The 26,878-nt window shown below is 70.6% G+C and carries 25 protein-coding genes and 1 tRNA gene; 17 read left to right on the forward strand and 9 right to left on the reverse strand.

Annotated elements, in window-relative coordinates:
* The first annotated feature begins 41 nt into the window (after nucleotides 1-41).
* The gene (locus AOK17_RS20445; protein ID WP_055613958.1) at nucleotides 42-1,331 is read left to right on the forward strand and encodes an MFS transporter; all 1,290 of its coding nucleotides are present in this window, start codon (nucleotides 42-44) and stop codon (nucleotides 1,329-1,331) included.
* On the opposite strand, the gene AOK17_RS20450 is transcribed toward AOK17_RS20445, so the two are convergent.
* The 3 genes from AOK17_RS20450 to AOK17_RS20460 all read right to left on the reverse strand — a co-directional run bounded on the left by AOK17_RS20450 (nucleotide 1,306) and on the right by AOK17_RS20460 (nucleotide 3,684).
* Nucleotides 1,306-2,145 (reverse strand): triphosphoribosyl-dephospho-CoA synthase, encoded by an 840-nt coding sequence (locus AOK17_RS20450; protein ID WP_055613959.1) that lies wholly within the window; start codon nucleotides 2,143-2,145, stop codon nucleotides 1,306-1,308. The two genes, AOK17_RS20445 and AOK17_RS20450, sit on opposite strands and share 26 nt — an antisense overlap.
* A 33-nt stretch (nucleotides 2,146-2,178) precedes the next feature.
* On the reverse strand, nucleotides 2,179-3,126 hold the full coding sequence (locus AOK17_RS20455; protein ID WP_055613960.1) for an intradiol ring-cleavage dioxygenase: 948 nt from the start codon (nucleotides 3,124-3,126) through the stop codon (nucleotides 2,179-2,181).
* 99 nt (nucleotides 3,127-3,225) lie between these two features.
* Entirely contained in the window at nucleotides 3,226-3,684 is a 459-nt protein-coding gene (locus AOK17_RS20460) for an ATP-binding protein (protein ID WP_055613961.1), read from the reverse strand.
* A 224-nt stretch (nucleotides 3,685-3,908) separates the two neighbouring features.
* Between AOK17_RS20460 and AOK17_RS20465 the strand changes: the two genes are divergently transcribed.
* The 9 genes from AOK17_RS20465 (at nucleotide 3,909) to AOK17_RS20505 (ending at nucleotide 14,444) form a co-directional block, all read left to right on the forward strand.
* Nucleotides 3,909-4,739, forward strand: coding sequence for a hypothetical protein (locus AOK17_RS20465; protein WP_055613962.1), 831 nt, complete (start codon nucleotides 3,909-3,911; stop codon nucleotides 4,737-4,739).
* Nucleotides 4,740-4,866: 127 nt separating this feature from the next.
* Nucleotides 4,867-5,613, forward strand: coding sequence for a YcnI family copper-binding membrane protein (locus AOK17_RS20470; protein ID WP_055613963.1), 747 nt, complete (start codon nucleotides 4,867-4,869; stop codon nucleotides 5,611-5,613).
* A 126-nt stretch (nucleotides 5,614-5,739) separates the two neighbouring features.
* Nucleotides 5,740-6,411, forward strand: a complete 672-nt coding sequence (locus tag AOK17_RS20475; RefSeq protein ID WP_055613964.1) for an SCO family protein — start codon at nucleotides 5,740-5,742, stop codon at nucleotides 6,409-6,411.
* Complete coding sequence (locus tag AOK17_RS20480; RefSeq protein WP_245697253.1) at nucleotides 6,408-6,938, forward strand: copper chaperone PCu(A)C; 531 nt, start codon at nucleotides 6,408-6,410, stop codon at nucleotides 6,936-6,938. Before AOK17_RS20475 ends, AOK17_RS20480 begins: the two co-directional genes overlap by 4 nt.
* Nucleotides 6,939-6,952: 14 nt before the next feature.
* The gene (locus tag AOK17_RS20485) at nucleotides 6,953-8,959 is read left to right on the forward strand and encodes a copper resistance CopC/CopD family protein (RefSeq protein ID WP_055613966.1); all 2,007 of its coding nucleotides are present in this window, start codon (nucleotides 6,953-6,955) and stop codon (nucleotides 8,957-8,959) included.
* Nucleotides 8,960-8,967: 8 nt separating this feature from the next.
* Nucleotides 8,968-10,371, forward strand: a complete 1,404-nt coding sequence (efeB, locus tag AOK17_RS20490; RefSeq protein WP_055613967.1) for an iron uptake transporter deferrochelatase/peroxidase subunit — start codon at nucleotides 8,968-8,970, stop codon at nucleotides 10,369-10,371.
* Between the two features lie 133 nt (nucleotides 10,372-10,504).
* On the forward strand, nucleotides 10,505-11,437 hold the full coding sequence (pheA, locus tag AOK17_RS20495) for a prephenate dehydratase (protein WP_055613968.1): 933 nt from the start codon (nucleotides 10,505-10,507) through the stop codon (nucleotides 11,435-11,437).
* Between the two features lie 866 nt (nucleotides 11,438-12,303).
* Entirely contained in the window at nucleotides 12,304-13,581 is a 1,278-nt protein-coding gene (serS, locus tag AOK17_RS20500; RefSeq protein ID WP_055613969.1) for a serine--tRNA ligase, read from the forward strand.
* Nucleotides 13,578-14,444, forward strand: coding sequence for an HAD family hydrolase (locus AOK17_RS20505; protein ID WP_079053163.1), 867 nt, complete (start codon nucleotides 13,578-13,580; stop codon nucleotides 14,442-14,444). The genes serS and AOK17_RS20505 overlap by 4 nt, the downstream gene beginning before the upstream one ends.
* 168 nt (nucleotides 14,445-14,612) lie before the next feature.
* Here AOK17_RS20505 and AOK17_RS20510 read toward each other — a convergent pair.
* The 6 genes from AOK17_RS20510 to AOK17_RS20535 form a co-directional block, all read right to left on the reverse strand.
* A tRNA-Ser gene (locus tag AOK17_RS20510) sits at nucleotides 14,613-14,701 on the reverse strand.
* Between the two features lie 307 nt (nucleotides 14,702-15,008).
* Nucleotides 15,009-15,272: an SGM_3592 family protein gene (locus tag AOK17_RS20515; RefSeq protein ID WP_055613970.1), complete on the reverse strand. Its 264-nt coding sequence runs from the start codon at nucleotides 15,270-15,272 to the stop codon at nucleotides 15,009-15,011.
* A gap of 147 nt (nucleotides 15,273-15,419) precedes the next feature.
* Entirely contained in the window at nucleotides 15,420-16,139 is a 720-nt protein-coding gene (locus tag AOK17_RS20520; RefSeq protein ID WP_055613971.1) for an ABC transporter permease, read from the reverse strand.
* 9 nt (nucleotides 16,140-16,148) lie between these two features.
* A complete protein-coding gene (locus AOK17_RS20525; protein WP_055613972.1) occupies nucleotides 16,149-17,060 on the reverse strand; it encodes an ABC transporter ATP-binding protein in 912 nt (303 codons plus the stop codon).
* Nucleotides 17,057-17,992: an ABC transporter permease gene (locus AOK17_RS20530; protein ID WP_055613973.1), complete on the reverse strand. Its 936-nt coding sequence runs from the start codon at nucleotides 17,990-17,992 to the stop codon at nucleotides 17,057-17,059. Before AOK17_RS20530 ends, AOK17_RS20525 begins: the two co-directional genes overlap by 4 nt.
* On the reverse strand, nucleotides 17,982-18,968 hold the full coding sequence (locus AOK17_RS20535; protein WP_055613974.1) for an ABC transporter ATP-binding protein: 987 nt from the start codon (nucleotides 18,966-18,968) through the stop codon (nucleotides 17,982-17,984). The genes AOK17_RS20530 and AOK17_RS20535 overlap by 11 nt, the downstream gene beginning before the upstream one ends.
* A 285-nt stretch (nucleotides 18,969-19,253) precedes the next feature.
* Here AOK17_RS20535 and AOK17_RS20540 point away from each other — a divergent pair, with 285 nt between their 5' ends.
* From AOK17_RS20540 to AOK17_RS20570, 7 genes are all read left to right on the forward strand, one after another.
* Nucleotides 19,254-20,135, forward strand: coding sequence for a M24 family metallopeptidase (locus AOK17_RS20540; protein WP_079053164.1), 882 nt, complete (start codon nucleotides 19,254-19,256; stop codon nucleotides 20,133-20,135).
* Nucleotides 20,132-21,886: an SDR family oxidoreductase gene (locus tag AOK17_RS20545; RefSeq protein ID WP_055613975.1), complete on the forward strand. Its 1,755-nt coding sequence runs from the start codon at nucleotides 20,132-20,134 to the stop codon at nucleotides 21,884-21,886. The genes AOK17_RS20540 and AOK17_RS20545 overlap by 4 nt, the downstream gene beginning before the upstream one ends.
* Complete coding sequence (locus tag AOK17_RS20550; protein ID WP_206190791.1) at nucleotides 21,883-22,806, forward strand: metal-dependent hydrolase; 924 nt, start codon at nucleotides 21,883-21,885, stop codon at nucleotides 22,804-22,806. Before AOK17_RS20545 ends, AOK17_RS20550 begins: the two co-directional genes overlap by 4 nt.
* Nucleotides 22,807-22,878: 72 nt before the next feature.
* On the forward strand, nucleotides 22,879-23,823 hold the full coding sequence (locus AOK17_RS20555; RefSeq protein WP_055613976.1) for a MerR family transcriptional regulator: 945 nt from the start codon (nucleotides 22,879-22,881) through the stop codon (nucleotides 23,821-23,823).
* Between the two features lie 122 nt (nucleotides 23,824-23,945).
* A complete protein-coding gene (locus tag AOK17_RS20560) occupies nucleotides 23,946-24,494 on the forward strand; it encodes an RNA 2'-phosphotransferase (RefSeq protein WP_055613977.1) in 549 nt (182 codons plus the stop codon).
* A 165-nt stretch (nucleotides 24,495-24,659) separates the two neighbouring features.
* Entirely contained in the window at nucleotides 24,660-25,574 is a 915-nt protein-coding gene (locus AOK17_RS20565; protein ID WP_055613978.1) for an LLM class flavin-dependent oxidoreductase, read from the forward strand.
* Nucleotides 25,575-25,930: 356 nt separating this feature from the next.
* On the forward strand, nucleotides 25,931-26,818 hold the full coding sequence (locus AOK17_RS20570) for a Cof-type HAD-IIB family hydrolase (RefSeq protein ID WP_206190792.1): 888 nt from the start codon (nucleotides 25,931-25,933) through the stop codon (nucleotides 26,816-26,818).
* Nucleotides 26,819-26,878: the final 60 nt, after the last annotated feature.

Below are 26,878 nucleotides of genomic sequence, written 5' to 3' on the forward strand. Positions count from 1 at the left end.
GGACCTGTTGAGGGCTCCATTCCGCCCGTAGCGTCGTAGTCATGACGAACCGAGTCGCACCCGCCGGAGCCCCCGCGAAGACGAGCCGCGTGATCCCGCCCGCGGGTCCGCAGCGCGTTCTGGCTCTGGCTCAGTTGAGCAACTCCGTCGGGGACGGTGCCTACTACGTCACGTCCGCCCTCTACTTCACCCATGTCGTCGGGCTCGCCCCCGCGCGCGTGGGGCTCGGACTCACGGTCGCGTGGGCGGTCGGTTCGCTGGTGGGCGTGCCCCTTGGGCGGCTCGCCGACCGGCGTGGGCCGCGCGGCACGGCGGTGCTGCTGGCGCTCGCGACGAGTGTCGCGGTGGCGTCCTTCCTCGTCGTACGCGGCTTCGTGCCGTTCGTGCTCGCGGCGTGCGTGTACGCCTCCGCGCAGTCGGGGCTGGCGGCGGCCCGGCAGGCGCTGCTGGCCGGGCTGGTGTCCCGGGAGGAGCGGACAGGGCTGCTCGCGCACCTCCAGTCGACGCTCAACGCCGGTCTCGCGGTGGGCGCGGGGCTCGGCGGACTCGCACTGCACCTGGGCACGCGGGAGGCCTACCTCGGGGTGTTCGCGCTGGACGCGGTGAGCTTCCTGCTGTGCGCGGCGGTGCTGCTGCGGCTGCCCGTCGTGAAGGCGGTGCACGCGCGCGTGGCCGACGAAAAGGGGCGGGGCAACGCCCTCGGAGTGCTGCGCGATCGCCCGTACGCCCTGGTGACACTGCTCAACACCGTGCTGTTGCTGCGGATGCCGCTGCTGAGCCTGGGCATCCCGCTGTGGATCTCCGAGCGGACCGAGGCACCGACCTGGCTGGTGTCCGCGCTGTTCGTGCTCAACACCGGTGCGGTGATGCTCTTCCAGGTACGGATGGCACGCGGGGTGCGGGGGCCTGCGTCGGCCACGCGCGCGGTGCGGCGTTCGGGGCTCGTGATGCTGGCGTCGTGCGCGGTGTTCGCGCTGTCGGCGGGGGTCTCGCCCTGGGTGGCGGTGGCCGTGCTGACGGTCGGCGCGGTGCTCCAGGTCGTCGCCGAGATGCAGCAGTCGGCGGGTTCCTGGCAGCTGTCGTTCGACCTCGCCCCCGCCGACCGGGTGGGCGAGTACCAGGGCTTCTTCGGTACGGGCGTGACGGTGGCGCGGACCGCGGGGCCGCTGGTGCTGACGTCGATGCTCGTGGGGTGGGGGACGCCCGGGTGGCTGCTCCTGGGAGGCCTGATACTGGCGGCCTCGTACGCCATGGGGCCTGCCGTGCGGTGGGCGACGGACAGCCGGCCCGCCGCCGCACCGATGGTCAGGCGGCCAGTACCGGTGAACTGACCGTCACCGGCAGCGAGTCCACGAACAGGGCCCCCGCGAGCAGCCCGCTGCTTCCGCGGGGGCTCCACGCGCGCGTGTGCAGGTCGTCGTCGAAGGCGGCCAGCGCCGCGCGGCCCGCCTCTGTGGACGTACTGCCCGCCTCCAGAACCCCGCGGGCGCCCGCCTGGACGTGCCGCAGACCGTGCGGGCCCACCGTGTAGAGCAACTCCGTGTCCTGGAGCGTCGACATCACGGTCACCAGGGCGTCGAGCCGGGCGTACGGCTCGGGGACGCCCGCCGAGCGGGCCGTGGCCAGTGCCTCCAACGCCCGCCTTACGTGCGGGAATCCGGCCCTGGCCTCGCCCCTCGCTCCGGCCGCGCCGTACTGCGCGGAGACCGACGAGCCGCGGGAGGGCCGACGCGGCGCCCGCCGGTCGGGGTGCGCCGCGATCCGCTTGGCGGTCGCGGCCAAGTCGCGCCCCGTGGCGCGGGGTTCCAGGGCCGCCGCGGCGACCAGCAGGCCGAGCACCCACAGGGCTCCGCGGTGGCCGCCGCCCGCCAGGACCACCGAGTGCTCGGTGGAGCGCCCTATCGCGCCGAGCTCCGCCCTCAGTTCCGGTGTCGCCGAACCGGTGCGGCGGGCGGCCGCCGCCATGGCCGCGAGGCCCGGGGCCAGCGCCTTGGCCGACCAGCGCAGGGAGCAGTGGTCCTCGCCGGTCGCGCGGGCGGCGAGGTCACGCGGGTCGGGCAGTCCGGGCTTGGGGGCCAGCGCCAGGTGCCCGGTCAGGGCGGTCACGGCGGCGTGGGCCAGCGTCTCGTCCTCACGACTGCTCATCGAAACTTCACGGCCTCTCATCGACGTAAACGCTTACGAGGAGGATTCGGTGGAGGAGGCCGACGCGCTCGGGGCGTCGCTCGGCGCATCGCCGGGCGCGCCGCTCGGGGGCGTTCCGCCGCCACCGCCGCCGCTGCCCGCGCCCGTGTTCTCGGTGTCCGGGTCGATGCCGAGGGTGATGGATCCCTTGTAGCCCTTGGACGGGTCCTTCTTGTGGACGGGCTTCAGGGTGAGCAGGCCGCTGGAGGCGCCTCCGCCGTCGTAGACCATGTCGTCGTCGAGCTTGGTCCAGGTGCCGGTGTGCTGCGAGTACGGCTCCAGCTCGAAGATCTGCTCGGCGACGGCGTCATCGAAGAAGAGCTGGCCGGTGAAGTTGACCTTGCCGCCCTCGTAGGTGCCGTCCTCCTTCTCGCCGCCGGTGTGCACCTTCACGTGGATGTGGCAGGTCCTCGGCGTGTACCAGCCGGGGACGATCGTCTCGAACTTGACGACCCCGTTGGCGTTGGCGACCTGGTAGCCGCGCAGGTACGTCTTGTCGTCGGCGGTCGAGCCGTCCTCGCTCTCGGCGGGCGCCGAGCCGCCGGGGTTGGCGGTCGTGTAGCCGGAGTAGTAGCCCCAGGCGTCGCAGTGCCAGATCTCCACGGCCGCGCCGGCCACCGGGGCGCACGACTCGGTGGTGTCCTGCACGGTGATGCGCAGCGTCAGCGGGACACCGCTCTTGCCCTCGGTGATGTCCTTCCGCACGAGAGCGCCGTCCAGGTAGTACGGGCCCTCCGTGACACTGGACATGAGGACACAGGTGCCGCTGCTCGAACCGGCGGACGCGCTCGCGGCGGCCGTCTCCGTGGCCGTGGCGGTCGTCTCGTCGGCGAAGGCGGACTGGTATCCCGCGATCGCGAGCCCACCGGCCGCGACCGTGCCACCGGTGACCGCGATCGCGCGGCGCCGGGTGATCGTCGTGTCTTTGTGTGTTCCCGTCATGCCAGGAAAGCTAGGGACGCCGTCCGTCAGGAACATGGGGGGCGGCTGTGAGGACCCTGAGAATCCCGGGGAGGGCGAAGCAGGCGGGAAACCCCCCTCCTAGGGGGTGGCCATCAGCGGCGTGTCCTCGCGCCACTTGAGCATCTTGTCGAAGCTGACCACCGCGCCGCCCCGGCCCGGCTTGTTGCCGATGTGGACGTGGTCGGCGAGCTCCTGGATCAGACAGAGGCCCCGGCCGTTCTCGGCGTCGCTGTGGGCGGGCCGGACGCGGGCTCGTCCCCGTCCCGAGGGGAACCCTGGTCCGGAGTCGGCCACTTCGATACGGCACGTCTCGCCGTCCAGGTAGGCCGTGACCCGGTAGGCCTCGCCGGACTCCCCATGGACGGACTCACCCCCGTGCTCGACGGCGTTGGCGCAGGCCTCGCTCAGCGCGACGGAGAGGTCGTAGGAGATGTCGGGATCCACCCCTGCCGACTCCATCGTGCCGAGCAGCAGGCGCCGGGCGAGCGGCACGCTCGCCGCTTCACGCCGGAGATGGAGGGACCACCAGATGCTCATGCTCCAGCCTCCTGGCCGCGGCTCGACATACCGATACGTATTGCCGCACAGGGCCGGGTGTAAGCGTGCCGTTGACGTGATGCCGCCCATTCGGGGGATGTGCCGACTCCATCCGCCGGTGTATGTGCGTACTACCGGTGTCAGAACGTGACCTTCCGGAACGTACGTCACCTTGTGGACCTGCCGTGTGGAGCCGGTGAGCCCAGTGCGATGATGAGCCCGCCATGACTGCCCCCCACCAGCGCGCGTGTACCGGAGGTGATCTCCGGGTCCTGAGGGCCGCGGTGTTCACCGCGGTCTGTGTCGTGCTGGCCGCGGCCGGTCATGCGATCGTCTCCTGCGCCACGGTTCCCCTGTGGTCGCTGGGTGCCGGATTCCTCGCCGTCTTCGCCGTCGCGGCACCGCTCGCCGGGCGTGAGCGCTCCCTGCCGGGCATCGCCGTACTGCTCGCGGTCGGCCAGACCGCGCTGCACACGCTCTTCGGACTCGGCCAGCACGGCACGACCGCGACGGCGGCCACCGGTGTGGACGCCTCGCTCGTGGCCCGGGCCGCCCGGCTGGTGTGCGGCGCGTCCGTCGCGACGCTCAGTCCCGCCCAGGCGCAGCGGATCCTCGCCGACGCCCGGCTGGACACGGTCGGGGTGGGCGGAACGGGCGGGTCGGGCACGGCTCACGCGGCCCACGAACAGGCGGGCGCCATGGCGTCGGCCGCCACCGGAACGCCGATGTCGGCGCTGCCGTCGCTGTCCATGTTCCTCGGCCACGTTCTCGCCGCCGCCGCCACCGGATGGCTGCTGCGCCGCGGGGACGTCGCGCTGCGGCGCCTCCTGCGCCTCTCGGCGCACGGAGTGGCCGAAGGGGCGCTCGTCTCCCTGCGCGGGGCCCTGGCGCTCGTACGCGCCCTGCTGGCGGGTCTCCCGGGCACGTCCCCCGAGGCGCCGCGCGTACCGCGGGCCACGGAGTACGTGCCACCGGCCGTGCCCGCGACCGCTCTTCAGCACTCGGTCGTCCGGCGCGGTCCGCCGGCCCACGGGGTTCTCGCCCTCGCCGCCTGACGCGACGCACCACTTCTGGACGTATCACTCCCGGGGTGCCGTCGTGCGGCACGCGCGCGTGCCCGCTCTTTCGCACGCGCAACCCCGTTCTGCCACCGAACCAGTGCTGAAAGTGGAGTGTCCTGCCATGAAGGCTTCCCGTATCGCCGCGACCGGCGCCGTCGCCGCCTCCGCCGTCCTCGTCCTGTCCGGCCCCGCGTTCGCGCACGTCAGCGTGCAGCCCGAGGGCACGGCCGCCAAGGGTGGCTACGCGACCGTCAACTTCAAGGTGCCGAACGAGCGCGACAAGGCCTCGACCACCAAGCTCGAAGTGAACTTCCCGGCCGACCACCCGCTCGCCTCGGTGATGCCGCAGGCCGTCGACGGCTGGACCGTCAAGGTCACCAAGTCCAAGCTCGAGAAGCCGCTCGAACTGCACGGCGAGAAGATCAACGAGGCCGTCACCAAGGTCACCTGGACCGCCGACGGCAAGGGCATCCAGCCCGGCTACTTCCAGAAGTTCCCGCTCTCCATCGGCGCGCTGCCCGAGGACACCGACGAGCTGGTGTTCAAGGCGATCCAGACGTACTCCAACAAGGAGGTCGTGCGCTGGATCGAGACCCCGACGAAGGGCGAGGAGGAGCCCGAGTCGCCGGCTCCGGTGCTCGCCCTGTCCGCCGCCGAGGGCGACCACCACGGTTCCGCCTCCGCCGCCTCCGACGACTCCGCGGAGGCCGACGACGCGAAGGCCGCCGCCAACACCTCGACCACCGAGGCCGCCTCCTCCGACAGCAGCGACACCACGGCCCGTGTACTGGGCGTCGTGGGCATCGTCGTCGGCGTGGCGGGCGTGGCGTTCGGCGTGCTCGCCGGTCGTCGGCGTACCACCGCGTAAGCCAAGTCCCACTCATCGAAACCCCGGGACGCCCCACCGGGATCCCCGGCCGAATCCGTTTCCGGCCGGGGGTCCGGCCCGCCGCACAGCGGCGACCGGGTGAGGCGTCCCCCCGGAGAATGCACTATGCGCAAGAAGACGTACGCCGCTGCCGCGCTGTTCGCCGCGGCAGCCCTGACCCTTTCCGCCTGCGGCAGCGGTGACGACGCCGACAACGCGGTCGCCGAGGTCTCCGAGGAGGCGGGCTCCGACAAGGCCGCGACGGTCCTCGACAAGCCGTTCGAGAAGCCGGACCTCGTGCTCACCGACACGCACGGCAAGCAGTACGACCTCCGCAAGGAGACCAAGGGCAAGCCGACGCTGGTCTACTTCGGCTACACCAACTGCCCCGACGTCTGCCCGCTGACGATGAACAACATCGCCGTCGCCGAGAAGCAGCTGGCCCAGAACAAGCAGCTGTCGCAGGCCCAGAAGGACTCGCTCCGCATCGTGTTCGTCACCACCGACCCGGAGCGGGACACTTCCGCCGCGCTCGGCAAGTGGCTCAAGGGAATCGACCCGGACGTCGTCGGCCTGACCGGCTCCTTCGCCACCATCCAGGGCGGTGCCCGGACGCTCGGCATCTCCATCGAGGCGCCCAAGAAGGACAAGAAGGGCAAGGTCGTCTCGATGCACGGCACCCAGGTCATCGCCTTCTCCCCGAAGACCGACGGCGGGTACGTGCTGTACGGCGAGGACGCCACCGTCGACGACTACACCAAGGACCTCCCCAAGCTGATCAAGGGCGAGAAGCCGTGACGCGTCGTACGGCGGCCAGGAGGGTGCCCACGTCCACGGGCACCTCGGCGGCTGCCATCGTCGTGGCCGCCGCCCTGGCCCTGGCGGGCTGCGGCGACTCGGACTCGGGCTCCTCGGAGCCCGAACTGTCCGTCGGTTCCGTCTACATGCCGCAGCCGGTCTCGGACTCCATGGCGGCCGGTTTCCTGGTCGTCGCCAACGCCGGAGGGGCCGACGACAGGCTGTCCTCCGTCACCAGCGACATCGCCGGCGAGGTCACCCTCCACACGACGTCCGGGCAGTCGATGACCGAGGTCAAGAACCTCGACGTCCCCGGTCACGGGAAGCTCGTGCTGGAGAGCGGCGGCAACCACCTCATGTTCGAGAAGCTGAAGCGCAAGCCGAAGGAGGGCGACAAGGTGTCCCTGGAGCTGCACTTCACCAAGTCCGGGCCGATGAAGGTCGAGATGCCGGTGAAGTCCCCCACCTACCGGCCGACAGCGACCACCAAGTCGTCCCTGCAGTCGTCCTCGACGTCTCACCACTGAGGGAGGGACCAACCGTGAGCCAGACCATCGCTCCCCGCGTCCGGACGCTGCTGTTGCTGCTCCTCGCCGTCACCGGCGCGCTCCTCGCCGGGTCCGCGCCCGTCTCCGCGCACGCCGCCCTGACGGCGAGCGACCCCCAGCAGGGATCGGTGGTCAAGGAGGCGCCGGCCCAGGTGTCGCTCACCTTCTCCGAGGGTGTCGCGATGTCCGACGGCTCGGTGCGCGTGCTCGACCCCAAGGGCAAGCGCGTCGACACCGGGAAGACCAGCGAGCAGGGCACGAACACGTACTCCGTGAAGCTGCACTCGGGCCTGCCGGACGGCACGTTCACCGTCACCTACCAGGTGGTGTCGGCGGACAGCCACCCCGTCTCCGGCGCCTTCACCTTCTCCATCGGGGCCCCCTCGACGACCTCCGTCTCCGTGTCCGACCAGGAAGCCGGCGGCGGAGTGGTGGGCGGGCTCTACGGCTTCGCGCGCTATCTCTCGTACGCGGGCTTCATCCTGCTCGTCGGCGGCGCGGCCTTCGTGCTGGCCTGCTGGCAGCGGGGCACCGGGGAGCGGTCGGTTCAGCGGCTGGTCGTCTCCGGGTGGCTCGCGCTGACCGGGGCCACGCTCGCCATGCTGCTGCTGCGCGGCTCGTACACCGGCTCCGGGAAGGTCGGGGACATCTTCGACCTGGCCCTGCTCAGCGATGTGCTGCAGACCAAGACGGGCGCGGCGCTCGTCTCGCGCCTGCTGCTGCTCGCCGCGGGAGCCTTGTTCATCGCCGTGCTCTTCGGAGCGTACGAAAAGCGCGAGGACGACGAGGAGAAGGGCGATCTGACCTTCGGGCTCGCCATCGGCGGGTTCGTCGTGGCGGCGGGTCTCGCCGCGACCTGGGCCATGGCCGAGCACGCCTCGACCGGTATCCAGACCGGAATCTCGATGCCCGTCGACGTGCTGCACCTGCTCGCCGTCGCCGTCTGGCTCGGCGGCCTGTCCACGCTGCTCGTGGCGCTCTACCGCGCCCCGTCCATCGAGCCGGCCGCCGTACACCGCTTCTCCCGCATCGCGTTCGGCAGCGTGGCCGTGCTGGCCGCGACGGGCATCTACCAGTCGTGGCGACAGCTCGGCTCCTGGTCCGCGTTCACCGGGACGTCGTACGGGCAGCTGCTGCTCGTCAAGATCGGCCTGGTGGTCGTGCTCGTCGGCATCGCGTGGATATCGCGCCGCTGGACGGCGCGACTGTCGCAGGCACCGGCCACGAAGGCCGTGAAGGCCGCGAAGACCTCGGCGGCCACGCCGGTGAAGGCCACCACGAAGACCTCGGCCAAGACCCCTGCCAAGGCCTCGGCCAAGACCTCCGCGACTGCGGCGACCTCGGCGACCTCAGAGAAGTCGGAGGACGAGGACCGCGAGACCGAGGACGAGAAGGAGCCGGCCGCCACTCCCGCGGGCGGCGGTGACGGCAAGCGGGCCACCCAGCTGGCCCGGCAGCGGGCCGCGGTGGCCACCGCGCGCGAGAAGCGCGTGAGGGACGCCGATCCGCTCCGCTCGGGCCTGCGCCGCTCGGTGCTCGCCGAGGCGGGCGTCGCGGTGGTCCTGCTGGCCGTCACCACCGTGCTGACGTCCACCGAACCCGGGCGCACGGTGGAGGAGGCCGAGGCCGCCACCGCCGCCAGCTCGCAGGAGGCCACCGGCGCACTGGCCGTGGACATCCCGTTCGACACCGGCGGCAAGGACGGCAAGGGCCTCGCACGCGTCGAGATCGACCCGGCCCGCGTCGGTGGCAACGACATGCACGTCTACGTACAGCGGCCGAACGGCAAGGCCTTCGACATCCCCGAGGTCAAGGTCTCCTTCACCCTCAAGGCGAAGGACATCGGACCGCTGCCCGTGGTCCCCGACCGGATCGCCACCGGACACTGGACGGCGACCGGGGTACAGATCCCGATGGCGGGCAACTGGGCGATCGCGGTGACGGTCAGGACCTCCGACATCGACCAGGTGACCGTGGACAAGAACGCGCAGATCGGCTGAACGACACCATGGCTGAACAGTCCACTCCGGAGACGTCCTCCCCGGGTGCCCCCGCCGAAGGGGCATCCGGTCAGGGAGGCGTCTCCCAGAAGGCCGCTGCCCCGAAGGCCGCTCCCAAGGGAGCCGCTGCCAAAGGGGCCTCTTCCGAAAATGCCCCTCCTGGGGAGGCCGTTTCCCAAAAGGCCCCCTCCAAGGGCGTCATTTCGCGGCGCCGCCTGCTCGGGACCGCCGGTGCCACCGGGCTCGCGCTCGGCGCCGCGGGCGGGGCCGCCGGATATGCCGCCGCGCCCTCCGCCGACCGGACCGCGCTCCTCAGCTCGCTCGGCGCGGACGAGGTGATGTTTCACGGGAAACATCAGCCCGGCATCACGACCGCACTCCAGGCCCGCGGCCACCTCGTCGCCTTCGATCTCGCGGCGGGCGCGGGCCGCAAGGAGGCATCCGCCCTGCTGCGGCGCTGGTCGACGACGGCCCAGCGACTGATGGCGGGCGAGGCGTCCGCGAGCGCCGACACCGACGTGGCACGCGACGCCGGACCCTCGTCCCTCACGGTCACCTTCGGCTTCGGCCACAGCTTCTTCGCCCGTACGGGACTGGAGAAGCAGCGGCCGATCGCCCTCGACCCGCTGCCCGACTTCTCCTCGGACCACCTGGACAAGGCGCGCAGCAACGGCGACCTGTGGGTCCAGATCGGCTCGAACGACGCCCTCGTCGCCTTCCACGCCCTGCGCGCGATCCAGCAGGACGCGGGGCGGGCGGCGAAGGTGCGCTGGCAGATGAACGGCTTCAACCGCACGCCTGGAGCCACCTCCCAGCCCATGACGGCCCGCAACCTGATGGGGCAGATCGACGGCACGCGCAATCCCAAGCCGTCGGAGTCCGACTTCGACCGGCGGATCTTCGTGCCCGACGCGGGCGACCCGTCGTGGATGGCAGGCGGCTCGTACGCGGTCGTACGCCGTATCCGCATGCTCCTCGACGACTGGGAGCAGCTCTCGGTCAAGGCGCAGGAGGACGTGATCGGGCGGCGGAAGGCCACCGGGGCACCGCTCTCCGGCGGTACCGAGACGACCGCGATGGACCTGGAGAAGACCGACGCCGACGGCGGGCTCGTCGTCCCCATCAACGCCCATTCCCGCATCACCCGGCCCGACGAGAACGGCGGTGCCGCGATGCTCCGCAGGCCGTTCTCCTTCCACGACGGCATCGACGCCGAGGGCGTCCCGGACGCGGGGCTGCTCTTCGTCTGCTGGCAGGCCGACCCGCTGCGCGGCTTCGTACCGGTGCAGCGCAAGCTCGACCGCGGTGACGCGTTGTCCACGTACATCCGGCACGAGTCGAGCGGACTGTTCGCCGTGCCGGGCGGGGCGGCGGAGGGGGAGTACGTGGGGCAGAAGTTGCTGGAGGGGTGAGATCCACTCACTGAGGCGACTGGGACAGTTGAGGCGGCTGAAGCAGCTGAGGAGACTGAGGCAGCCCGGACGGCTGGAACGGCTGGGGCCGGAAGCGGGAGCCGGGCCGCGCAAGGCCCATTAGGGTGAGGCCATGCCAGCCAGCTACGCGTATCTCGGCCCCGAGGGCACCTTCACCGAAGTCGCTCTGCGGACTCTTCCGGAGTCGGCCACCCGGCAGCTCATCCCGATGGTGTCCGTGCCCGCCGCGCTCGACGCGGTCCGGGCCGGCGAGGCCGAGGCCGCGTTCGTACCGATCGAGAACTCCGTCGAGGGCGGCATCACCACCACGGTCGACGAACTGGCCGTCGGCGAACCGCTGATGATCTACCGCGAGGTACTTCTCTCGATCACCTTCGCGCTGCTGGTCCGCCCGGGCACGAAGCTCTCGGAGATCAAGACGGTCAGCGCGCACCCGGCCGCACAGCCGCAGGTCCGCAACTGGATGAAGAACAACCTGCCGGACGTCATCTGGGAGTCCGCGGCCTCCAACGCGGACGGCGCCCGCCTGGTGCAGGAGGGGCGCTACGACGCGGCCTTCGCGGGCGAGTTCGCGGCGGAGCGGTACGGCCTGGTGGCCCTGGAGACGGGGATCCACGACGCGGAGAACGCGCAGACCCGGTTCGTCCTGGTGGGCAAGCCGGCCCGGCCCGCGGCGCCGACCGGCGCGGACAAGACCTCCGTGGTCATCTGGCAGCGCGACGACCACCCGGGTGCCCTGCTCGAACTCCTCCAGGAGTTCGCCGTCCGCGGGGTCAACCTGATGCTGCTGCAGTCCCGGCCGACCGGCGAGGGCATCGGCAACTACTGCTTCGCCATCGACGCCGAGGGCCACATCGCCGACCGCCGTGTCGGCGAGGCGCTGATGGGCCTCAAGCGGATCTGTCCCCAGGTGCGGTTCCTCGGTTCCTATCCGCAGGCCGACGTCGACCCCAAGGACGTACGCCCGCCGCGGGCCGGTACGTCGGAGAGCGAGTTCGCGGCGGCCTCGGACTGGCTGGCGCGCTGCCAGGACGGCCGGTTCTGAGCGGGCTTTGGTGAGCGGGTTACTCAGCGGCGGGGTTCGCGGAGCGGGGCTTGCCGGGCGGCATTGCCGAGCGGGGTTCGCTGAGCAGGACTTGCCGAGCGGGCCTTGCTGAGGCGCGGCTTGCTGAGAAGCGGCTTGCTGAGAAGCGGCTTGCTGAGCGGGACGCCTGGCGCGGCTTGCCGAGTGGGGTTCGCTTGGCGCGGGCTCGCTCAGCGCCGGTTTCCGAGCGGGCTTTTCTCACGGCTGCGGGGCGGCCACCCGTTGGCAACCCGGCAGCCACCGGCCGTCCTCCGGGCGGCTTCCCGGGCGGAGCCGGCGGCTCCGCCCGCCCGTTTCGACCAGTCCTACCTGCAGATTGTCTCTGTCCACAGAAGTTATCCACAGGCACGCTTCTCGACCTGGGGACAAGTCGACAACGAAGCGCGACTCAGTCGACAAATCGCCCTACAGCCCACAAGTCCGTCCACAGCCCCATCGGTCACCCTTCGTCCACCCGTTTCTGTTGACCAATCCCATAGAGCGAACCATTTCCACTCGAAAGTGCGTGTAGGGAGGGTTTGGTCCGGGAATTCTTGGCCCTGCGCACAGCTTTGGGAACGATCACTTCCGATGTCCACAGATCTTTCGCACAGCCTGTGGATAACTTTTCCGGGTTGTGGATTTCTGTGGACAACCCAGTTCTCAAGTCCCGTTCCCCACAAGGGAATCGAGTCAACCGACCGAATCCCACCTGCCCCGTTCCAGGGAGCGGGACCTCTTTCATTGACGCCATTGAAGCGCCTTACCAATTCCCGCAAAACATGACAGAAGCGACAGAACGGAATACCGGGTCGTGAGTCGGAACCCCGCACCGGTAGCCTTGTGGGGTGATTGACCTTCGCCTGCTTCGTGAGGACCCCGACCGTGTTCGCGCCTCCCAGCGCGCCCGTGGAGAGGACGTCGCCCTTGTCGACGCCCTCCTCTCCGCCGACGAGCGGCGCAGGTCGTCCGGCGTCCGCTTCGACGAGCTGCGTTCCGAGCAGAAGAGCATCGGCAAGCTCATCTCCAAGGCGTCCGCCGACGAGAAGGCCGAGCTGCTCAAGAAGACGGGCCGGCTCGCCGCCGACGTCAAGGCTGCCGACGCCGAGCAGCACGAGGCGGACGAGGAGACCAAGCGCCTCCTGCTCCAGCTCGGCAACCTCGTGCACCCCGACGTCCCGGTCGGCGGCGAGGAGGACTTCGTCGTCCTGGAGACGCACGGCACCATCCGCGACTTCGGCGCCGAGGGCTTCGAGCCCAAGGACCACCTGGAGCTCGGCGAGGCGCTGGGCGCCATCGACGTCGAGCGCGGCGCCAAGGTGTCCGGCTCGCGCTTCTACTACCTGACGGGTGTCGGCGCGCTGCTTGAGCTCGCCCTCGTCAACGCGGCGATCGCGCAGGCCACCGAGGCCGGCTTCATCCCGATGCTGACCCCCGCGCTGGTCCGCCCGCGCGCCATGGAGGGCACCGGCTTCCTCGGCCAGGCCGCGGAGAACGTGTACCACCTGGAGAAGGACGACTACTACCTGGTCGGCACCTCCGAGGTCCCGCTCGCGGCGTACCACATGGACGAGATCCTCGACGCCGACAAGCTGCCCCTGCGCTACGCGGGCTTCTCGCCGTGCTTCCGCCGCGAGGCCGGCACGTACGGCAAGGACACGCGGGGCATCTTCCGCGTGCACCAGTTCGACAAGGTCGAGATGTTCTCGTACGTCAACCCCGAGGACGCCGAGAACGAGCACCAGCGGCTCCTGGAGTGGGAGAAGCAGTGGCTGACCGGGCTTGAGCTGCCCTTCCAGGTCATCGACGTGGCGTCGGCCGACCTGGGCTCGTCCGCCTCGCGCAAGTTCGACTGCGAGGCGTGGATCCCGACCCAGGGCAAGTACCGCGAACTGACGTCGGCCTCGAACTGCGACGGTTTCCAGGCCCGCCGACTGTCGGTGCGCATGCGCGACGGCAAGAAGGTGCAGCCGCTCGCGACGCTGAACGGCACACTGTGCGCCGTCCCGCGCACGATCGTGGCGATCCTGGAGAACCACCAGCTGGCCGACGGTTCCGTACGGGTTCCCGAGGTGCTGCGTCCGTATCTGGGCGGCCGCGAGGTGCTGGAGCCGATCTCCAAGTGACCGGCACCACTGGGTCCACAGCCTCGACCGCTTCGACCAGGGAGACCGGCGGGGCCGGCGAGACCGGGGCGTTCCCCTACAAGCTCGTCGCGACCGATCTCGACGGAACGTTGCTGCGCTCCGACGACACGGTCTCGGAGCGCACGCGTGAGGCGCTCGCCGCGGCCACCGCGGCGGGCTCCGCGCACCTCGTCGTCACCGGCCGCGCGGTGCCCTGGACACGCCACATCCTCGACGAACTCGGATACGAGGGACTCGCGGTGTGCGGTCAGGGCGCGCAGCTGTACGACGCCGGAGCGCACCGCCTGCTCACGTCGGTGACCCTCGACCGGCAGGTGGCCGGCCTCGCGCTGGCCAAGATCGAGGCGGAGGTCGGCCCGCTGGCCCTCGCCGCGAGCCGCGACGGCGTCGACGGGGACGTCCTGATCGGCCCCGGCTACCGGGTGCTGGGCCAGCTGAAGGCCGTCCCGTTCACCGATGTCGCGGAGCTCTGGGCCGCGCCGCTGACCAAGATGTACATCCAGCATCCCGAACTCACCGACGACGAGCTGGCGGCGGCGGCACGAGCGGCGGCCGGCGGTCTGGTGAGCGTCGTGATGGCGGGCGAGGGCATCGTCGAGATCCTCCCCCTCGGCCTGTCCAAGGCCACGGGCCTCTCCCTGGCGGCCCGCCGCCTGGGCGTGAAGGCCGCGGAGACGATCGCCTTCGGCGACATGCCGAACGACATCCCGATGTTCGCGTGGTCGGCCCATGGCGTAGCAATGGCCAACGCCCATGAGGAGCTCAAGGCCGTCGCGGACGAGATGACGTTGTCGAACGAGGACGACGGCATCGCGGTGGTGCTGGAGAGATTGCTGGGCTGACGTCACCGCCACCACCGCCCCCGGCGCTGCCGGAGAAACCGGCTGCGGCACGTGATGAGCCCGCCCCGAAGGGGCGATAGAGGCGAGCGGGGGCGGCGGGTGGCAGGTGGGCAGGAATCTCGCCGCTGAGCGGTGTCTCGAACGCCGCCGAGTCACGGCGACAGCGTCTGGCGGAGGATGCGTGGATCGAACACGCGCGGGGGTCACCCCCGACCACGGCTTAGCAAGCCGGTGCCTTACCGCTCGGCCAATCCTCCGGGTGGGCGGCCCGCGCCAATGTGCGCGCTCGAAGCGGCCGCCCCGGGCAGCTCCCCGTGTGGGGCGGACTCGACGGAGGGGTAACTACTCCGGAGCCCGCCGGCTGCCCTGCTGGGAGCTCGACGAACTGCTACTGACGGGCATCGTCGCGCTCCTCTCCCAGATCGTGGCGCCGAAGGAAACCGGCGACTTGGACATAACCACTGTGCCCGTACGCCGAGTTGGACGCCACCGAATAAATCACCGGCCGGGCGCGGCCCATGGCGGAAGACTGCCGGGGCGATCGCGAGGTGACCGGGAGGCGGGCTACCTGCGACGCCACCTGCGGCGCCGTGCCTTGCTGAAGAACCAGCCCGCGGGCGGCTCGTCGGAGCGCCAGGGCTGCGGGTCGGGTCCGCCGTCGCGCCAGCGGGCGGCGAGCATCCGGGCTCGCGCGGACGGCTCGGCCGTATCGGCGGACCGTATGAAGTCGTCGTCCAGGACCAGCTCGTCCCAGACGTCCTCGGACGTCTCCTGGCCCTGACCGTCGCCGGGGCCCTGCCCTTCGCTCCTCGGTGCCTGCCCTGCCATCCCCGTTCCTCCTCGCTGTGCATCCCCTTGAGCAAGTGTGCCGTTCCGCGTGTAAAGCCGATCTCAAGATCAAAAGAGGCTCCACGCGCGCGTGCCCCCGGAAAGCCGGTCACGCGCGCGTGGAGCCGCCCCGACTCCCCGGAGCGGTTACTCCTCGCCGGCCAGCGTCAGCGTCCGCAGCTTCTGTCCGGCGAACCAGGTGGCGGCGACGGTCACCACGACCAGCAGCACCGTCCCCGTGGTCAGCCCGACGTCCGACGTGACGAGGTCGCCGCCGGACACCTTCTGGGCGACGGCGAGGGACCACTGCTGGACGCTGAGCGTGCGTGCCCCGGAGACCAGCGACCCGAAGAGGGCCTCCCACACGAGGGCGTAGACGAGTCCGAAGACGACCGCGTGCCGCGTGATGGTGCCCAGGAGCAGGAAGAGCGCGGCGTACGCGATGGAGGCGACCAGCGCGGCGACCGTGTAGGCGACGGCGATCTGCTGGCCGTTGCCGTTGAGGATCATTCCCGCGATGAACGTCGGGATCGCCGAGAACGCCATGGTGACGGCGATGGCGACGATCAGTTTCGTGAAGATGATGGTGGGTCGTTTGACCGGCTTGGCCAGCAGGTAGACGACCGAGCCGTCGTCGATCTCCGGGCCGATCGCGCCGGTGCCCGCGATGACGCCGATGATGGGCACCATCGTGGCGAGCGCGAACCCGCCGAGGACGTCGGAGGCCACCTGGTCGTCGGCACCCGTGAAGCCGCGTACGGCCACGGAGATGACGATCAGCAGGACGGGCAGGGCGCCCAGGATGAGGGCCCGGCGGCGGCCGAGCAGGCCGCGGTAGGTGAGCCGGGCGACTGTGGGGTCGTACATCTTGGCCTCCTACGCCGCGACGAGATACGAGAAGACGGACTCGAGGGACTCGTCGGACGGCGAGACCGTGAGCAGCCGGATGCCGTGGTCACGGGCCACCCGCGGCAGCAGTGCCGTGAAGCGTGGGAAGTCGACCGCCTGGATGCGCAACGCGCCCTCCTGGAGGTCCACTTCGATGCCGGACGTCGACGGGTCCGCGATGAGCGCCGCCGCGAGGGCGCGGTCGTCGCTGGAGCGCACCAGGTAGCGGTGCGGTCGGTCCGTCATCAGGCGGCGGATCCGGCGGAAGTCACCGCTCGCCGCGTGCCGTCCGGCGACGATCACCTCGATGTGCGAGGCGAGTTGCTCGACCTCTTCGAGGATGTGGGACGAGAAGAGGACCGTACGGCCCTCGTCGCCCATGCGCCGCAGCAGGTCCATGAGCTGCATGCGCTGGCGGGGGTCCATGCCGTTGAAGGGCTCGTCGAGGAGCAGCAGGGACGGGTTGTGGACGAGCGCCGAGGCCATCTTCACGCGCTGGCGCATGCCCTTGGAGTACGTGGAGATCTTGCGGTCCTGCGCGTACTCCATCTGGACCGTGGCGAGGGCCCGCTGGGCGGCCTTGTCGCCGAGGCCGTGCAACTCGGCGTTGGCGACGACGAATTCGCGGCCCGTGAGGAAGTCGTACATCGCCTCGCGCTCGGGGACGATGCCGATCTGCTTGTAGATCTGTTCGTTGCGCCAGGTCGGCAGGCCGTCGAGCGTGACGCTGCCGGTGGAGGGGGCCAGGAAGCCGCCCATCATGTTGATGAGGGTGGACTTTCCCGCGCCGTTCGGACCGAGCAGGCCGGTGACGCCGGGGCCGATCGTCATGGTGACGTCGTTGACGGCCACCACGTTGCCGAACCAGCGCGACACGTGGTCGATGGTGAGCGTGGTCACAGTCCGACCTTTCGGTAGCGGCGCATCAGCAGGCCGTAGCAACCGGCGATGAGTCCCAGGGTGACGAGGAGGAAGACGACGCCCTGTCCGGACGAGGGCCCCACCTCGCCGGGGTACGAGGACGACGCGCCGAGGAAGGCGGTCTGTACGCCGTCGATGAGCGTGATGGGTGAGAAAAGGCCGAGCCACGGGATCGCCGAGGTGCTGTCCTGCGAGTGGGCGATGGCCTGGACGGTGGAGACGGCTCCGTAGGAGATGGTCAGTACGGCGATGACGGCGGCGATGCCGAAGCCGCGCCTGGGCGTGACCGCCGAGATGACCAGGCCGATGCCGGCGAAGAGGAGAGAGAGCAGTGCCACGGAGACGAGCCCTTGTGCGAAACCCTTGGTCTGGTCGGAGAAGTCGAGCTTGGCCAGCAGCGCGCCCACGTACAGCACGAGCAGCGGTGCGGCGGTGAGCATGAACAGCGCCGAGGCCAGCGCCGCGTACTTGGCGCGGACGTAGTCGGCGGTCTCGATGGGGCGGGAGAAGTACAGCGGAACGGTCTTGAAGCGCAGGTCCCGTGAGACGGACTGCGGTCCCTGGGAGGCGACGTACAGGCCGATGACGGCCTGCATGATGACCGCGTAGCTCGTGTAGTCGACGGGCAGGTCCTTCGCCTTGGTGGCGACGGCGACCGCGACCATGATCAGCGCGGGGACGCACATGACCACGAAGAGCAGCATCGGCAGCACCTTGGACTTCACCGAGCGGCCGAGGCCGTAGGCGCCGCGCAGGGACTGCGAGTAGAGCGAACGGCGGGCGTACGCGCGGCCCAGGCGCGGGCCGTCGTAGTTGCGGTAGCCGATGTTGTGGATCCGGGTCTGCTCGCCCGGGCGGGCCGGGGCCGTGGCCTGGGCCGAGGTCTGTGCCGGGGGCTGCTCAACCGCCATGGCCGACCGCCTCCTTCCGCTGTTCGTCGCCGCCTTGGAGAGCCTGCTCGTCGCTGTCCTTGAAGACCTCCGAGATGTGGTGCCTGCGCTGCTCCATGCGCACCAGACCGAGGCCCAGGTCGGCGACGACGTCCCGTACGACGTCGTACGTCTCCTCGCCCTCCGCCGTGAGCAGGAGGATGTGGCCCGCGCCGGGCAGTCCGCTGCCGTCGTGGGTGTCGATCCCGCGCGCGTGGAGCACGTCGCGCACCGCGCGGGTGCCGTCCGGGTGCTCGTCGGTGTCGGTGACCTCGATCGCGAGGATCGCCGTGCTCTGCGTGAAGTCCGTGGTGGAGCTGGACCGCAGGAGCTTGCCGCCGTCGACGACCACGACGTGGTCGCAGGTGCGCTCCAGCTCGCCGAGGAGGTGCGAGGTGACCAGGACGGAGATGCCGAAGTCGGTGTGGATACGGCGGATCAGGCCGAGCATCTCGTCACGGCCGACCGGGTCCAGGCCGTTCGTCGGCTCGTCCAGGAAGACCAGCTGCGGGTCGTGGACCAGAGCCTGGGCGAGTTTCACGCGCTGCTTCATGCCCGTCGAGTAACCGCCGATGGGGCGGTAGCGCTCCTCGTAGAGGCCGACGTGGCGCAGCGTGTCCGCGGTGCGCTCGCGGGCCGCGGTCGGGGGCAGGCCGGACATGCGCGCCATGTGGACGACGAACTCGGTGGCCGAGACGTCGGGCGGCAGACAGTCGTGCTCCGGCATGTACCCGACGCGCTCACGGATGTCGCCGCCCTTGGTGGCGACATCGAGTCCGAGCACTTCGGCGCGGCCCTCGGTGGCGGGGGACAGACCCAGCAGGATCTTGATCAGTGTGGACTTGCCGGCTCCGTTGGCTCCGACGAGTCCGGTCACACCGGGCCCGACGTCCACGGAGAGCCGGTCAAGAGCGGTCACCCTCGGGAACCGCTTGCTCAGGCTTTCGGTCGCGATCACAGTCACAATTCGAAGGTAGTGGCGCAGACCACAGTGGTCGTCAACCCTGGGAGCTGTATCGGCGTCCCTCTCGGGTATTACGGGCCCGTAGGGGTCCCCCTGAGGTCGAACAACCGGCTGCCGACGGACGGCATCGCGCGGGGCCCGTCTCGGCCCGATTGTCCACATGGGCCCGGTTGTCCACAGGTCGCGTGCACGCCTATTGACGCAGCCTCCAACAATTGTCACATTCATCAGTGTCAAGTTGCGGGCGTGTACGGCAGTCGGCTTGGGACGGACGGTGGCATGACCTCGGCAGTGGCAGCGGCAGCGGCTTCACCAGGGACTTCTTCGGGGAAGGGCGGCGGACTCACCGCGGAACTGCGGGGGTTCAGAGAGGTACAGCGGCTTGCGTACGAGTGCGCGGAGGCGGTCGCGGCGCAGCTGAAGCCTGGCGTGACCGAGCGCGAGGCGGCGCGGATGCAGCGCGAATGGCTGCGCGAGCGCGGCGTACGGGACTGGTTCCATCTGCCCTTCGCCTGGTTCGGGGACCGTACGGCGTTCGTGGACTTCCGGATCCCGCTGCAGTTCTTCCCCACCAACCGGCGCCTGGAGGCGGGGATGCCGTTCATCCTCGACATGGCGCCGGTCTACAAGGGCTTCACCGCGGACATCGGGTACTCCGGCTCGCTGGGGCCCAACCCGCTGCAGGACAGGCTCCTCGCCGACCTGGAGGCCCACCGCGAGCTGATCCTGCGCGAGGTGCGCGAGCGGCGCCCGCTGCGCGAGATCTACCAGGACGTGGACCGCCTCATGGTCCGCCAGGGCTACGCGAACCGGCACCGGGCGTATCCCTTCGGGGTGATCGCGCACAAGGTCGACCGGGTGAAGGAACGACGCTGGTCACCACATCTGTTCGGGTTCGGCACGCAGTCGCTCAAGGGTCTGGCGAGCGACGCGGTCCACGGTCACCGTGACGGCTGGTCCCCGCTGTGGTCGCCGTACAGGTTCTCCGACCACCCTCCCCGGCCCGGCCTGTGGGCGGTCGAGCCGCACCTCGGATTCCGGGGTACGGGCGCGAAGTTCGAGGAGATCCTCGTGGTCACCGACTCCGAGGACCCCGAGCAGAGCGCCTTCTGGCTGGACGACGATCTGCCGCACGTGCGGCGCTGGGCGGAGGACAAGTGACGCTTGAGGGTGCGCGTGAGCGCTGGGTGCGTACGGGCGGGGTCGAGCTGTGTGTCGCCGAGCTGGGCGACCCGGCGCAGCCCACGGTGATGCTCGTGCACGGCTATCCGGACTCCAAGGAGGTGTGGTCCGAGGTCGCCGCACGCCTGGCCGGGCACTTCCATGTCGTGCTGTACGACGTGCGCGGCCATGGCAGGTCGTCGGCTCCGCAGCCGCTGCGCGGCGGGTTCACGCTGGAGAAACTGACGGACGACTTCCTGGCGGTCGCGGACGCGGTCAGCCCGGACCGCCCGGTCCATCTGGTGGGCCACGACTGGGGCTCGGTCCAGGCCTGGGAGTTCACCACGGTCAAACGCACCGAGGGGCGGATCGCCTCCTTCACGTCGATGTCGGGGCCGTCCCTCGACCACTTCGGACACTGGATCAAGAAGCGCGTGTCCCGCCCGACGCCCCGCAGGGTCGGTCAACTGCTCGGCCAGGGCGCCAAGTCCTGGTACGTGTACCTGCTGCACACCCCGGTGCTGCCCGAACTCGCCTGGCGCGGCCCCCTCGGCAAGCAGTGGCCCAAGATCCTGCGGCGGCTGGAAAAGGTCCCCGGGGGCGACTATCCGACCCCGTCGCTGCCCACGGACGCCGCACACGGCGCCTGGCTGTACCGGGACAACGTACGGGCCCGGCTGCGCAGGCCACGCGCCGACGCGTACGCACACGCGCCCGTGCAGCTCATCACGCCGCTCGGGGACGTGTTCCTGTCGGAGAAGCTCTACGACGAGCTGGAGCTGTGGGCCCCGCAGTTGACGCGCCGCACGCTCCCGGCCAAGCACTGGGTCCCGCGCACCCGGCCGGACCAACTGGCCGCCTGGATCACCGAGTTCGTGACGACCACCGAGGGCGGGAGGACCACATCCGCGGCGACCGGCCCGTACGCCGACCGCTTCGGCGGGCAGTTGGTGCTAGTCACCGGTGCGGGCAGCGGGATCGGGCGGGCCACCGCCTTCGCGTTCGCCGAGGCCGGCGCGCGCGTGGTGGCCGTCGACCGGGACGCGGAGAGCGCGGCCCGCACCGCGGAGCTGTCCCGGCTCATCGGTGCCCCCCAGGCCTGGGCCGAGACGGTCGACGTCTCCGACGAGCAGGCCATGGAGAAGCTCGCCGAGAAGGTCGCCGCCGAGTACGGGGTGGTCGACGTCCTGGTGAACAACGCCGGGATCGGGCTGTCCGGCTCGTTCCTCGACACGACCTCGGAGGACTGGCGCAACGTCCTCGACGTCAACCTGTGGGGCGTGATCCACGGCTGCCGGCTCTTCGGGAAGCAGATGGCCGAGCGCGGACAGGGCGGCCACATCGTCAACACCGCGTCGGCAGCCGCGTATCTGCCCTCCCGGACGCTGCCCGCCTACAGCACCTCGAAGGCGGCGGTGCTGATGCTCAGCGAGTGCCTGCGCGCCGAACTGGCCGGACAGGGCATCGGAGTCACGGCGATCTGCCCGGGATTCATCAACACGAACATCACGTCGACCGCGCGTTTCACGGGGGTCGACGCCGTCGAGGAGAAGCGGCGCCAGAAGAAGTCCGCGCGGCTGTACGGGCTGCGCAACTACCCGCCGGAGAAGGTCGCCGAGGCCGTGCTGCGCGCGGTCGTCCGCAACCAGGCCGTGGTGCCGGTGACCGCGGAGGCACGCGGTGGCCGCCTCATGTCCCGCTTCACGCCGAGAGCGCTGCGCGCGATCGCACGAATGGAGCCACCCCTGTGACCGATGAAGGCACCCCTGTGAGCGACCACTACCCGATCACGCCGCGGCGGGTGTCCTTCGACTGGGAGGAGACCCCGCTCCACTGGATACCGGACGAGCCGACCGCGACCCACGTCATCAACGTGCTGCATCTGTTGCTGCCGGCGGGGGAGCGGTGGTTCGTGAAGGTCTTCAAGGAGGGCCTTCCGCTGGTCCGCGACCCCGAACTCCTCAAGGACGTCAAGGGGTTCATGGGCCAGGAGGCGACGCACAGCGTGCAGCACTCGTACGTGCTGGACCACCTCGCCGCGCAGGACCTCGACACGGGCGCGTACACGAAGCACGTCGACTACCTCTTCCGGAAGATCCTCGGCGAGACCCCGCCGCTCGGCGCACCGATACCGGAATCGGAGTGGCTGCGCTTCCGGCTCTCGGTGATCGCGGCGATCGAGCAGTTCACGGCCGTCCTGGGCGACTGGGTGCTGGCCGCCGAGGGGCTCGACCGTGCCGGGGCCGACGAGGTCATGCTCGACCTGCTGCGCTGGCACGGCGCGGAGGAGGTGGAGCACCGCGCGGTCGCCTTCGACATGTACCAGCACTGCGGCGGCGAGGGCCTTCCCCGGTACGCGCGCAGGGTCACCGGCATGGCGGTCACGGCTCCCGTGATGCTGTACATGTGGGCGTGGGGCGCGGCCTACCTGATACGTCACGACCCGCGGCTGGCGGGGCGGCTGCGCTACTCGCTCGGCGCGCACAACCGGGCGGTGCGCAAAGGGCTGTTGCCCACGTGGAAGGAGCTCGGCTCCGCCGTGCCGCGCTATCTGCGGCGCTCGTACCATCCCTCCCAGGAGGGCTCGATGCGCAGGGCGGTCGAGTATCTGGCGCAGTCACCCGCAGCCCGGACGGCGGCGGGGGCGATCGGCAGAGCCGCGATCGGGTAGTGGCCCCGGGCAGCAGCATCGGCAGCGGCATCGGGTGGCGACGAGGACTCGGGAAGGCAGGAGGCAGGGACCGTGGACGACGAGCCGGCCGGCGTCGCGTACCGGATCGAGGACCTGGCACACCACAGCGGTGCCACGGTCCGGACGATCCGCGCCTACCAGGACCGCGGGCTGCTCCCCCGGCCCGAGAGGCGTGGCCGCGCCAACGTGTACTCGGACGCCCATCTGGCCCGGCTGCGGCAGATCGCCGACCTTCTGGACCGCGGCTACACACTGGCCTCGATCAAGGAACTCCTGGAGGCCTGGGACGCGGGCCGGGGTCTCGGCGGTGTGCTCGGCCTGGTCGCGGAGGTCGACGGGCCATGGACGGACGAGGAGGCGGTCCGTATCTCCCGGGCCGAGCTGGACGAGCGGTTCGGCGGTCACCCGGACGACACGGCGGTGGCCGACGCCGTCGAGCTCGGGGTGCTCGAACGCGTTCCGGGGGACGAGGACACGTTCCTCGTACCGAGCCCTCAAGAGCTGGCCGTGGCCGCCGAGTTGTACGAGGCCGGTGTCCCGCTGTCCGCGATCTCGGGCCATCTGCGGGAGTTGAGGGGCCAGGTGGAGCACATCGCCTCGCGCTTCCTGGAGTTCACCAGCGAGCACGTCTTCGCCCGCTATCTCGGCGAGCACCCGCCGACCGACGCGGATGCCGTCGAAGCAGCCGCGCTCGTACGACGCCTGCGACCGCTCGCACGCCAGACTGTGGACGCCGAACTCGCCCGGGCCATGCGGCTGTTCGCCAACCGGCATCTGCGCCGGCACCTCGGTGCGGAACAACCCCCGATTGCTGCGGACGAGACGCGATTCGTGGCCGTCCCCGCGGAGACAATGGCCGCTGTGGAGCGGCTCGTCGGATCGGACAAGGCGGCCGAGTTCATCGCCGTGGCCGCCGAACGGGAGGTCAGGGCCCGTGCCTTGGACGCACTCGCCGCAAATCATGCTGAGCCTGGGAAAGTTGACGAACCGTCGTAAAGTGTCGGTGAGTTGTCCACAGATTCTCCAACTGGCCCTGTGGATAACGCATTTGGCTGTGGATCAAACCTCCGGGTCAAAATCAAATGCGTGACGAGCGTCTCGCCAGGCACTCTGGCGGGATGGACGAAAGACGCACCGTGAAGGTGTCGAAGTACCTCTCGAAGCACCTGCGGCATCAGCCCGAGCGGATCGGGCTCACGCTCGACGAGGGCGGCTGGGTCGAGATCGAAACGCTCATGGCCGCGGCGGAGGCGCACGGCTTCCGGTTCACCCGGGACGAGCTCGACCACGTGGTCGCGAACAACGACAAGCGGCGCTTCGCGATCGAGGGCTCGCGGATCCGCGCCAGCCAGGGCCACTCCGTCGAGGTCGACCTGGGCCTGGCGGCGGCGACCCCGCCCGCGTACCTCTACCACGGGACCGTCGGCCGCAGCCTGGACGCGATCCGCGCCGAGGGGCTGCGGCCGATGAACCGGCACGACGTGCACCTCTCGCCCGACCGCGAGACCGCGACCCGTGTCGGCGCCCGCCGTGGCCGTCCCGTCGTGCTCTCCGTGGACGCCGCCGCCATGCACCGCGACGGCCACGAGTTCCGGGTGAGCGCCAACGGGGTCTGGCTCACGGCCGCCGTGCCCGCGCGCTACCTGCGGTTTCCCGCCCCGCACTGATCGGCGGGGTCGGTCCCCGCGGGCTGCCCAGACCCCTCGCCGCAGGCTCGTCCGGGCCCGCCGCCACAGGCTTGCCCAGACCCATCCCCTGCGGGCTTGCCAAGGCCCGGGCCCGCCCACCGGCCGTTTGGGGTGTGTCCCGCGGCTGCGCTTAGGCTCTGAGGCATGAGTCTGCGCCTGAGCACCGTGATCCTGCCGTACCTCCGCTGGCACGAGGGAGGGCGTTCCGCATGGCAGCGCGCGGAGCAGCTCGGGTTCCACACCGCGTTCACGTACGACCATCTGTCGTGGCGGACGTTCCGCGAGGGGCCCTGGTACGGGGCCGTACCGACGCTCACCGCCGCCGCGGGAGCCACCGACCGGCTGCGCCTCGGCACGCTGGTGACCTCCCCGAACTTCCGGCACCCGGTGACTCTCGCCAAGGAACTGATCGCGCTCGACGACATCTCCGGTGGCCGGATCACGCTGGGCATCGGCGCGGGCGGCTCCGGCTTCGACGCCACGACGCTGCTGCAGAGCGGCGAGGAGCCGTGGACGCCGCGCGAGCGGGCCGACCGCTTCGGCGAGTTCGTACCGCTGCTCGACCGGCTGCTCACCGAGGACTCCGTTTCGCACGACGGCACCTTCTACTCGGCGCGCGAGGCCTACAACATCCCTGGGTGTGTCCAGCGCCCCCGGCTGCCCTTCGCGGTGGCCGCCACCGGGCCGCGCGGGCTGAAGCTCGCCGCCGGGTACGGGCAGGCGTGGGTGACGACGGGCGACCCGAAGCTGTTCGAGACGGGCACGCCCGAGCAGTCGGTTCAGGCCATTCGCGGACAGGTCGAGAAACTGACCACCGCGTGCGAAACGGTCGGCCGTGACGTGAACGAGCTCGACAAGGTCCTGCTCACCGGCTTCACCCCGGACCGCGCGCGTCCGCTGGAGTCCCTCGACGCATTCGTCGACTTCGCGGGCCGTCATATGGAGCTGGGCTTCACCGACATCGTGATCCACTGGCCCGTCGCCGACTACCCGGACTTCGCCGCGGACGAGAAGGTCTTCGAGCACATCGCGATGGAGGCGGTCGCACAGCTCGGCTGAGGGCATGGCCGGGGCCTGGTTCCGGCGCCTGGCTCGGGCGGTTCGCTCCGGCGGCGGGCTTCGGCGGCCGGCACTCGCGGTCCTACGCCGATGGGCGGACTCGCGGCGGACGTACGCCGATGGGCCGGCTCCGGCGGACGGGCGCTGATAGTCGGCTCCGGCGGACCGACGCAGGTGGGGCCGGCTCCAGCGGGCCGGTTCTGGATGCCCGCTCCGGTGACCGATGCGGCGGTCGCTTCGGCGGCCCTCCACAGGCGTCTCTCAAGGAAGCCCCACCTCAGCCCCGGGTCGGCAAAACCGCAGGTGAAGGCACGCCTCACTCACATGTGCGGACCGCCGCACGCCCGTGCACGCATATGCGGGAGAATGAGGAAGTGACCTCAGCGACCCGACGGCCCGGGAACCCGGCCTCCACTCTCCCGCCCCGGCTGATCGCCACGGATCTCGACGGCACCCTGTTGCGCGACGACAAGTCCGTCTCGCCACGCACGATCGCCGCCCTGGCCGCCGCCGAGGCGGCCGGCATCGAGGTCTTCTTCGTGACCGGACGCCCCGCCCGCTGGATGGACGTCGTCAGCGACCACGTCCACGGTCACGGCCTCGCCATCTGCGGGAACGGCGCCGCCGTGGTCGACCTGCACGGCGGCCCCGGCGCCCACCGCTTCGTCAAGGTCCGGGAGCTGGCGCGGGACAACGCGCTCGACGCGGTACGGCTGCTCCGCGACGCCGCGCCCGGGACCGTGTTCGCCATCGAGCAGACGTACGGCTTCTACCAGGAGCCGGCGTATCCCAAGCTGCACATGGAGACCCCCGACACCCTCGCGCCCGCCGAGAAGCTCCTGGCGCCGGACGCACCCGGTGCCGATGAGCCCGTACTCAAGATCCTCGCCTTCCACCACGAGATCGCCCCGGACGACTTCCTCATGACGGCCCGCCTGGCCATCGGTGACCGGGCCAACGTCACCCGCTCCAGCCCGAGCGCGCTCCTGGAGATCAGCGGCCCCGGCGTCTCCAAGGCCAGCACGCTCGCACTGTGCTGCGCCGAGCGCGGCATCTCGCACGAGGAGGTCGTCGCCTTCGGCGACATGCCGAACGACGTCGAGATGCTCACCTGGGCGGGCACGTCGTACGCGATGGGCAACGCCCATCCCGACGTGATCGCGGCAGCTTCCGGTCGTACGGTCGCCAACAACGAGGACGGCGTGGCCGTCGTGATCGAGCGGATACTCGCGGAACGCCGGTAGTCGAGCGGACTCTCGCGGAACGCCGGTAAGGGACGGCGTCCTGGCGCCCGCCCCTTACCG

Origin of the sequence: Streptomyces phaeochromogenes, assembly GCF_001418655.1 — a bacterium.
Classification (GTDB): domain Bacteria; phylum Actinomycetota; class Actinomycetes; order Streptomycetales; family Streptomycetaceae; genus Streptomyces; species Streptomyces phaeochromogenes.

Coding starts and splice junctions, on each gene's coding strand:
- efeB (WP_055613967.1), top strand. CDS start 8,968: ATGGCTGAACAGTCCACTCCGGAGACGTCCTCCCCGGGTGCCCCCGCC.
- pheA (WP_055613968.1), top strand. CDS start 10,505: ATGCCAGCCAGCTACGCGTATCTCGGCCCCGAGGGCACCTTCACCGAA.
- AOK17_RS20450 (WP_055613959.1), bottom strand. CDS start 2,145: ATGAGCAGTCGTGAGGACGAGACGCTGGCCCACGCCGCCGTGACCGCC.
- AOK17_RS20470 (WP_055613963.1), top strand. CDS start 4,867: ATGAAGGCTTCCCGTATCGCCGCGACCGGCGCCGTCGCCGCCTCCGCC.
- AOK17_RS20445 (WP_055613958.1), top strand. CDS start 42: ATGACGAACCGAGTCGCACCCGCCGGAGCCCCCGCGAAGACGAGCCGC.
- AOK17_RS20570 (WP_206190792.1), top strand. CDS start 25,931: ATGCGGGAGAATGAGGAAGTGACCTCAGCGACCCGACGGCCCGGGAAC.
- AOK17_RS20520 (WP_055613971.1), bottom strand. CDS start 16,139: ATGTACGACCCCACAGTCGCCCGGCTCACCTACCGCGGCCTGCTCGGC.
- AOK17_RS20540 (WP_079053164.1), top strand. CDS start 19,254: ATGACCTCGGCAGTGGCAGCGGCAGCGGCTTCACCAGGGACTTCTTCG.
- AOK17_RS20455 (WP_055613960.1), bottom strand. CDS start 3,126: ATGACGGGAACACACAAAGACACGACGATCACCCGGCGCCGCGCGATC.
- AOK17_RS20475 (WP_055613964.1), top strand. CDS start 5,740: ATGCGCAAGAAGACGTACGCCGCTGCCGCGCTGTTCGCCGCGGCAGCC.
- AOK17_RS20460 (WP_055613961.1), bottom strand. CDS start 3,684: ATGAGCATCTGGTGGTCCCTCCATCTCCGGCGTGAAGCGGCGAGCGTG.
- AOK17_RS20560 (WP_055613977.1), top strand. CDS start 23,946: ATGGACGAAAGACGCACCGTGAAGGTGTCGAAGTACCTCTCGAAGCAC.
- AOK17_RS20465 (WP_055613962.1), top strand. CDS start 3,909: ATGACTGCCCCCCACCAGCGCGCGTGTACCGGAGGTGATCTCCGGGTC.
- AOK17_RS20530 (WP_055613973.1), bottom strand. CDS start 17,992: ATGGCGGTTGAGCAGCCCCCGGCACAGACCTCGGCCCAGGCCACGGCC.
- AOK17_RS20515 (WP_055613970.1), bottom strand. CDS start 15,272: ATGGCAGGGCAGGCACCGAGGAGCGAAGGGCAGGGCCCCGGCGACGGT.
- AOK17_RS20565 (WP_055613978.1), top strand. CDS start 24,660: ATGAGTCTGCGCCTGAGCACCGTGATCCTGCCGTACCTCCGCTGGCAC.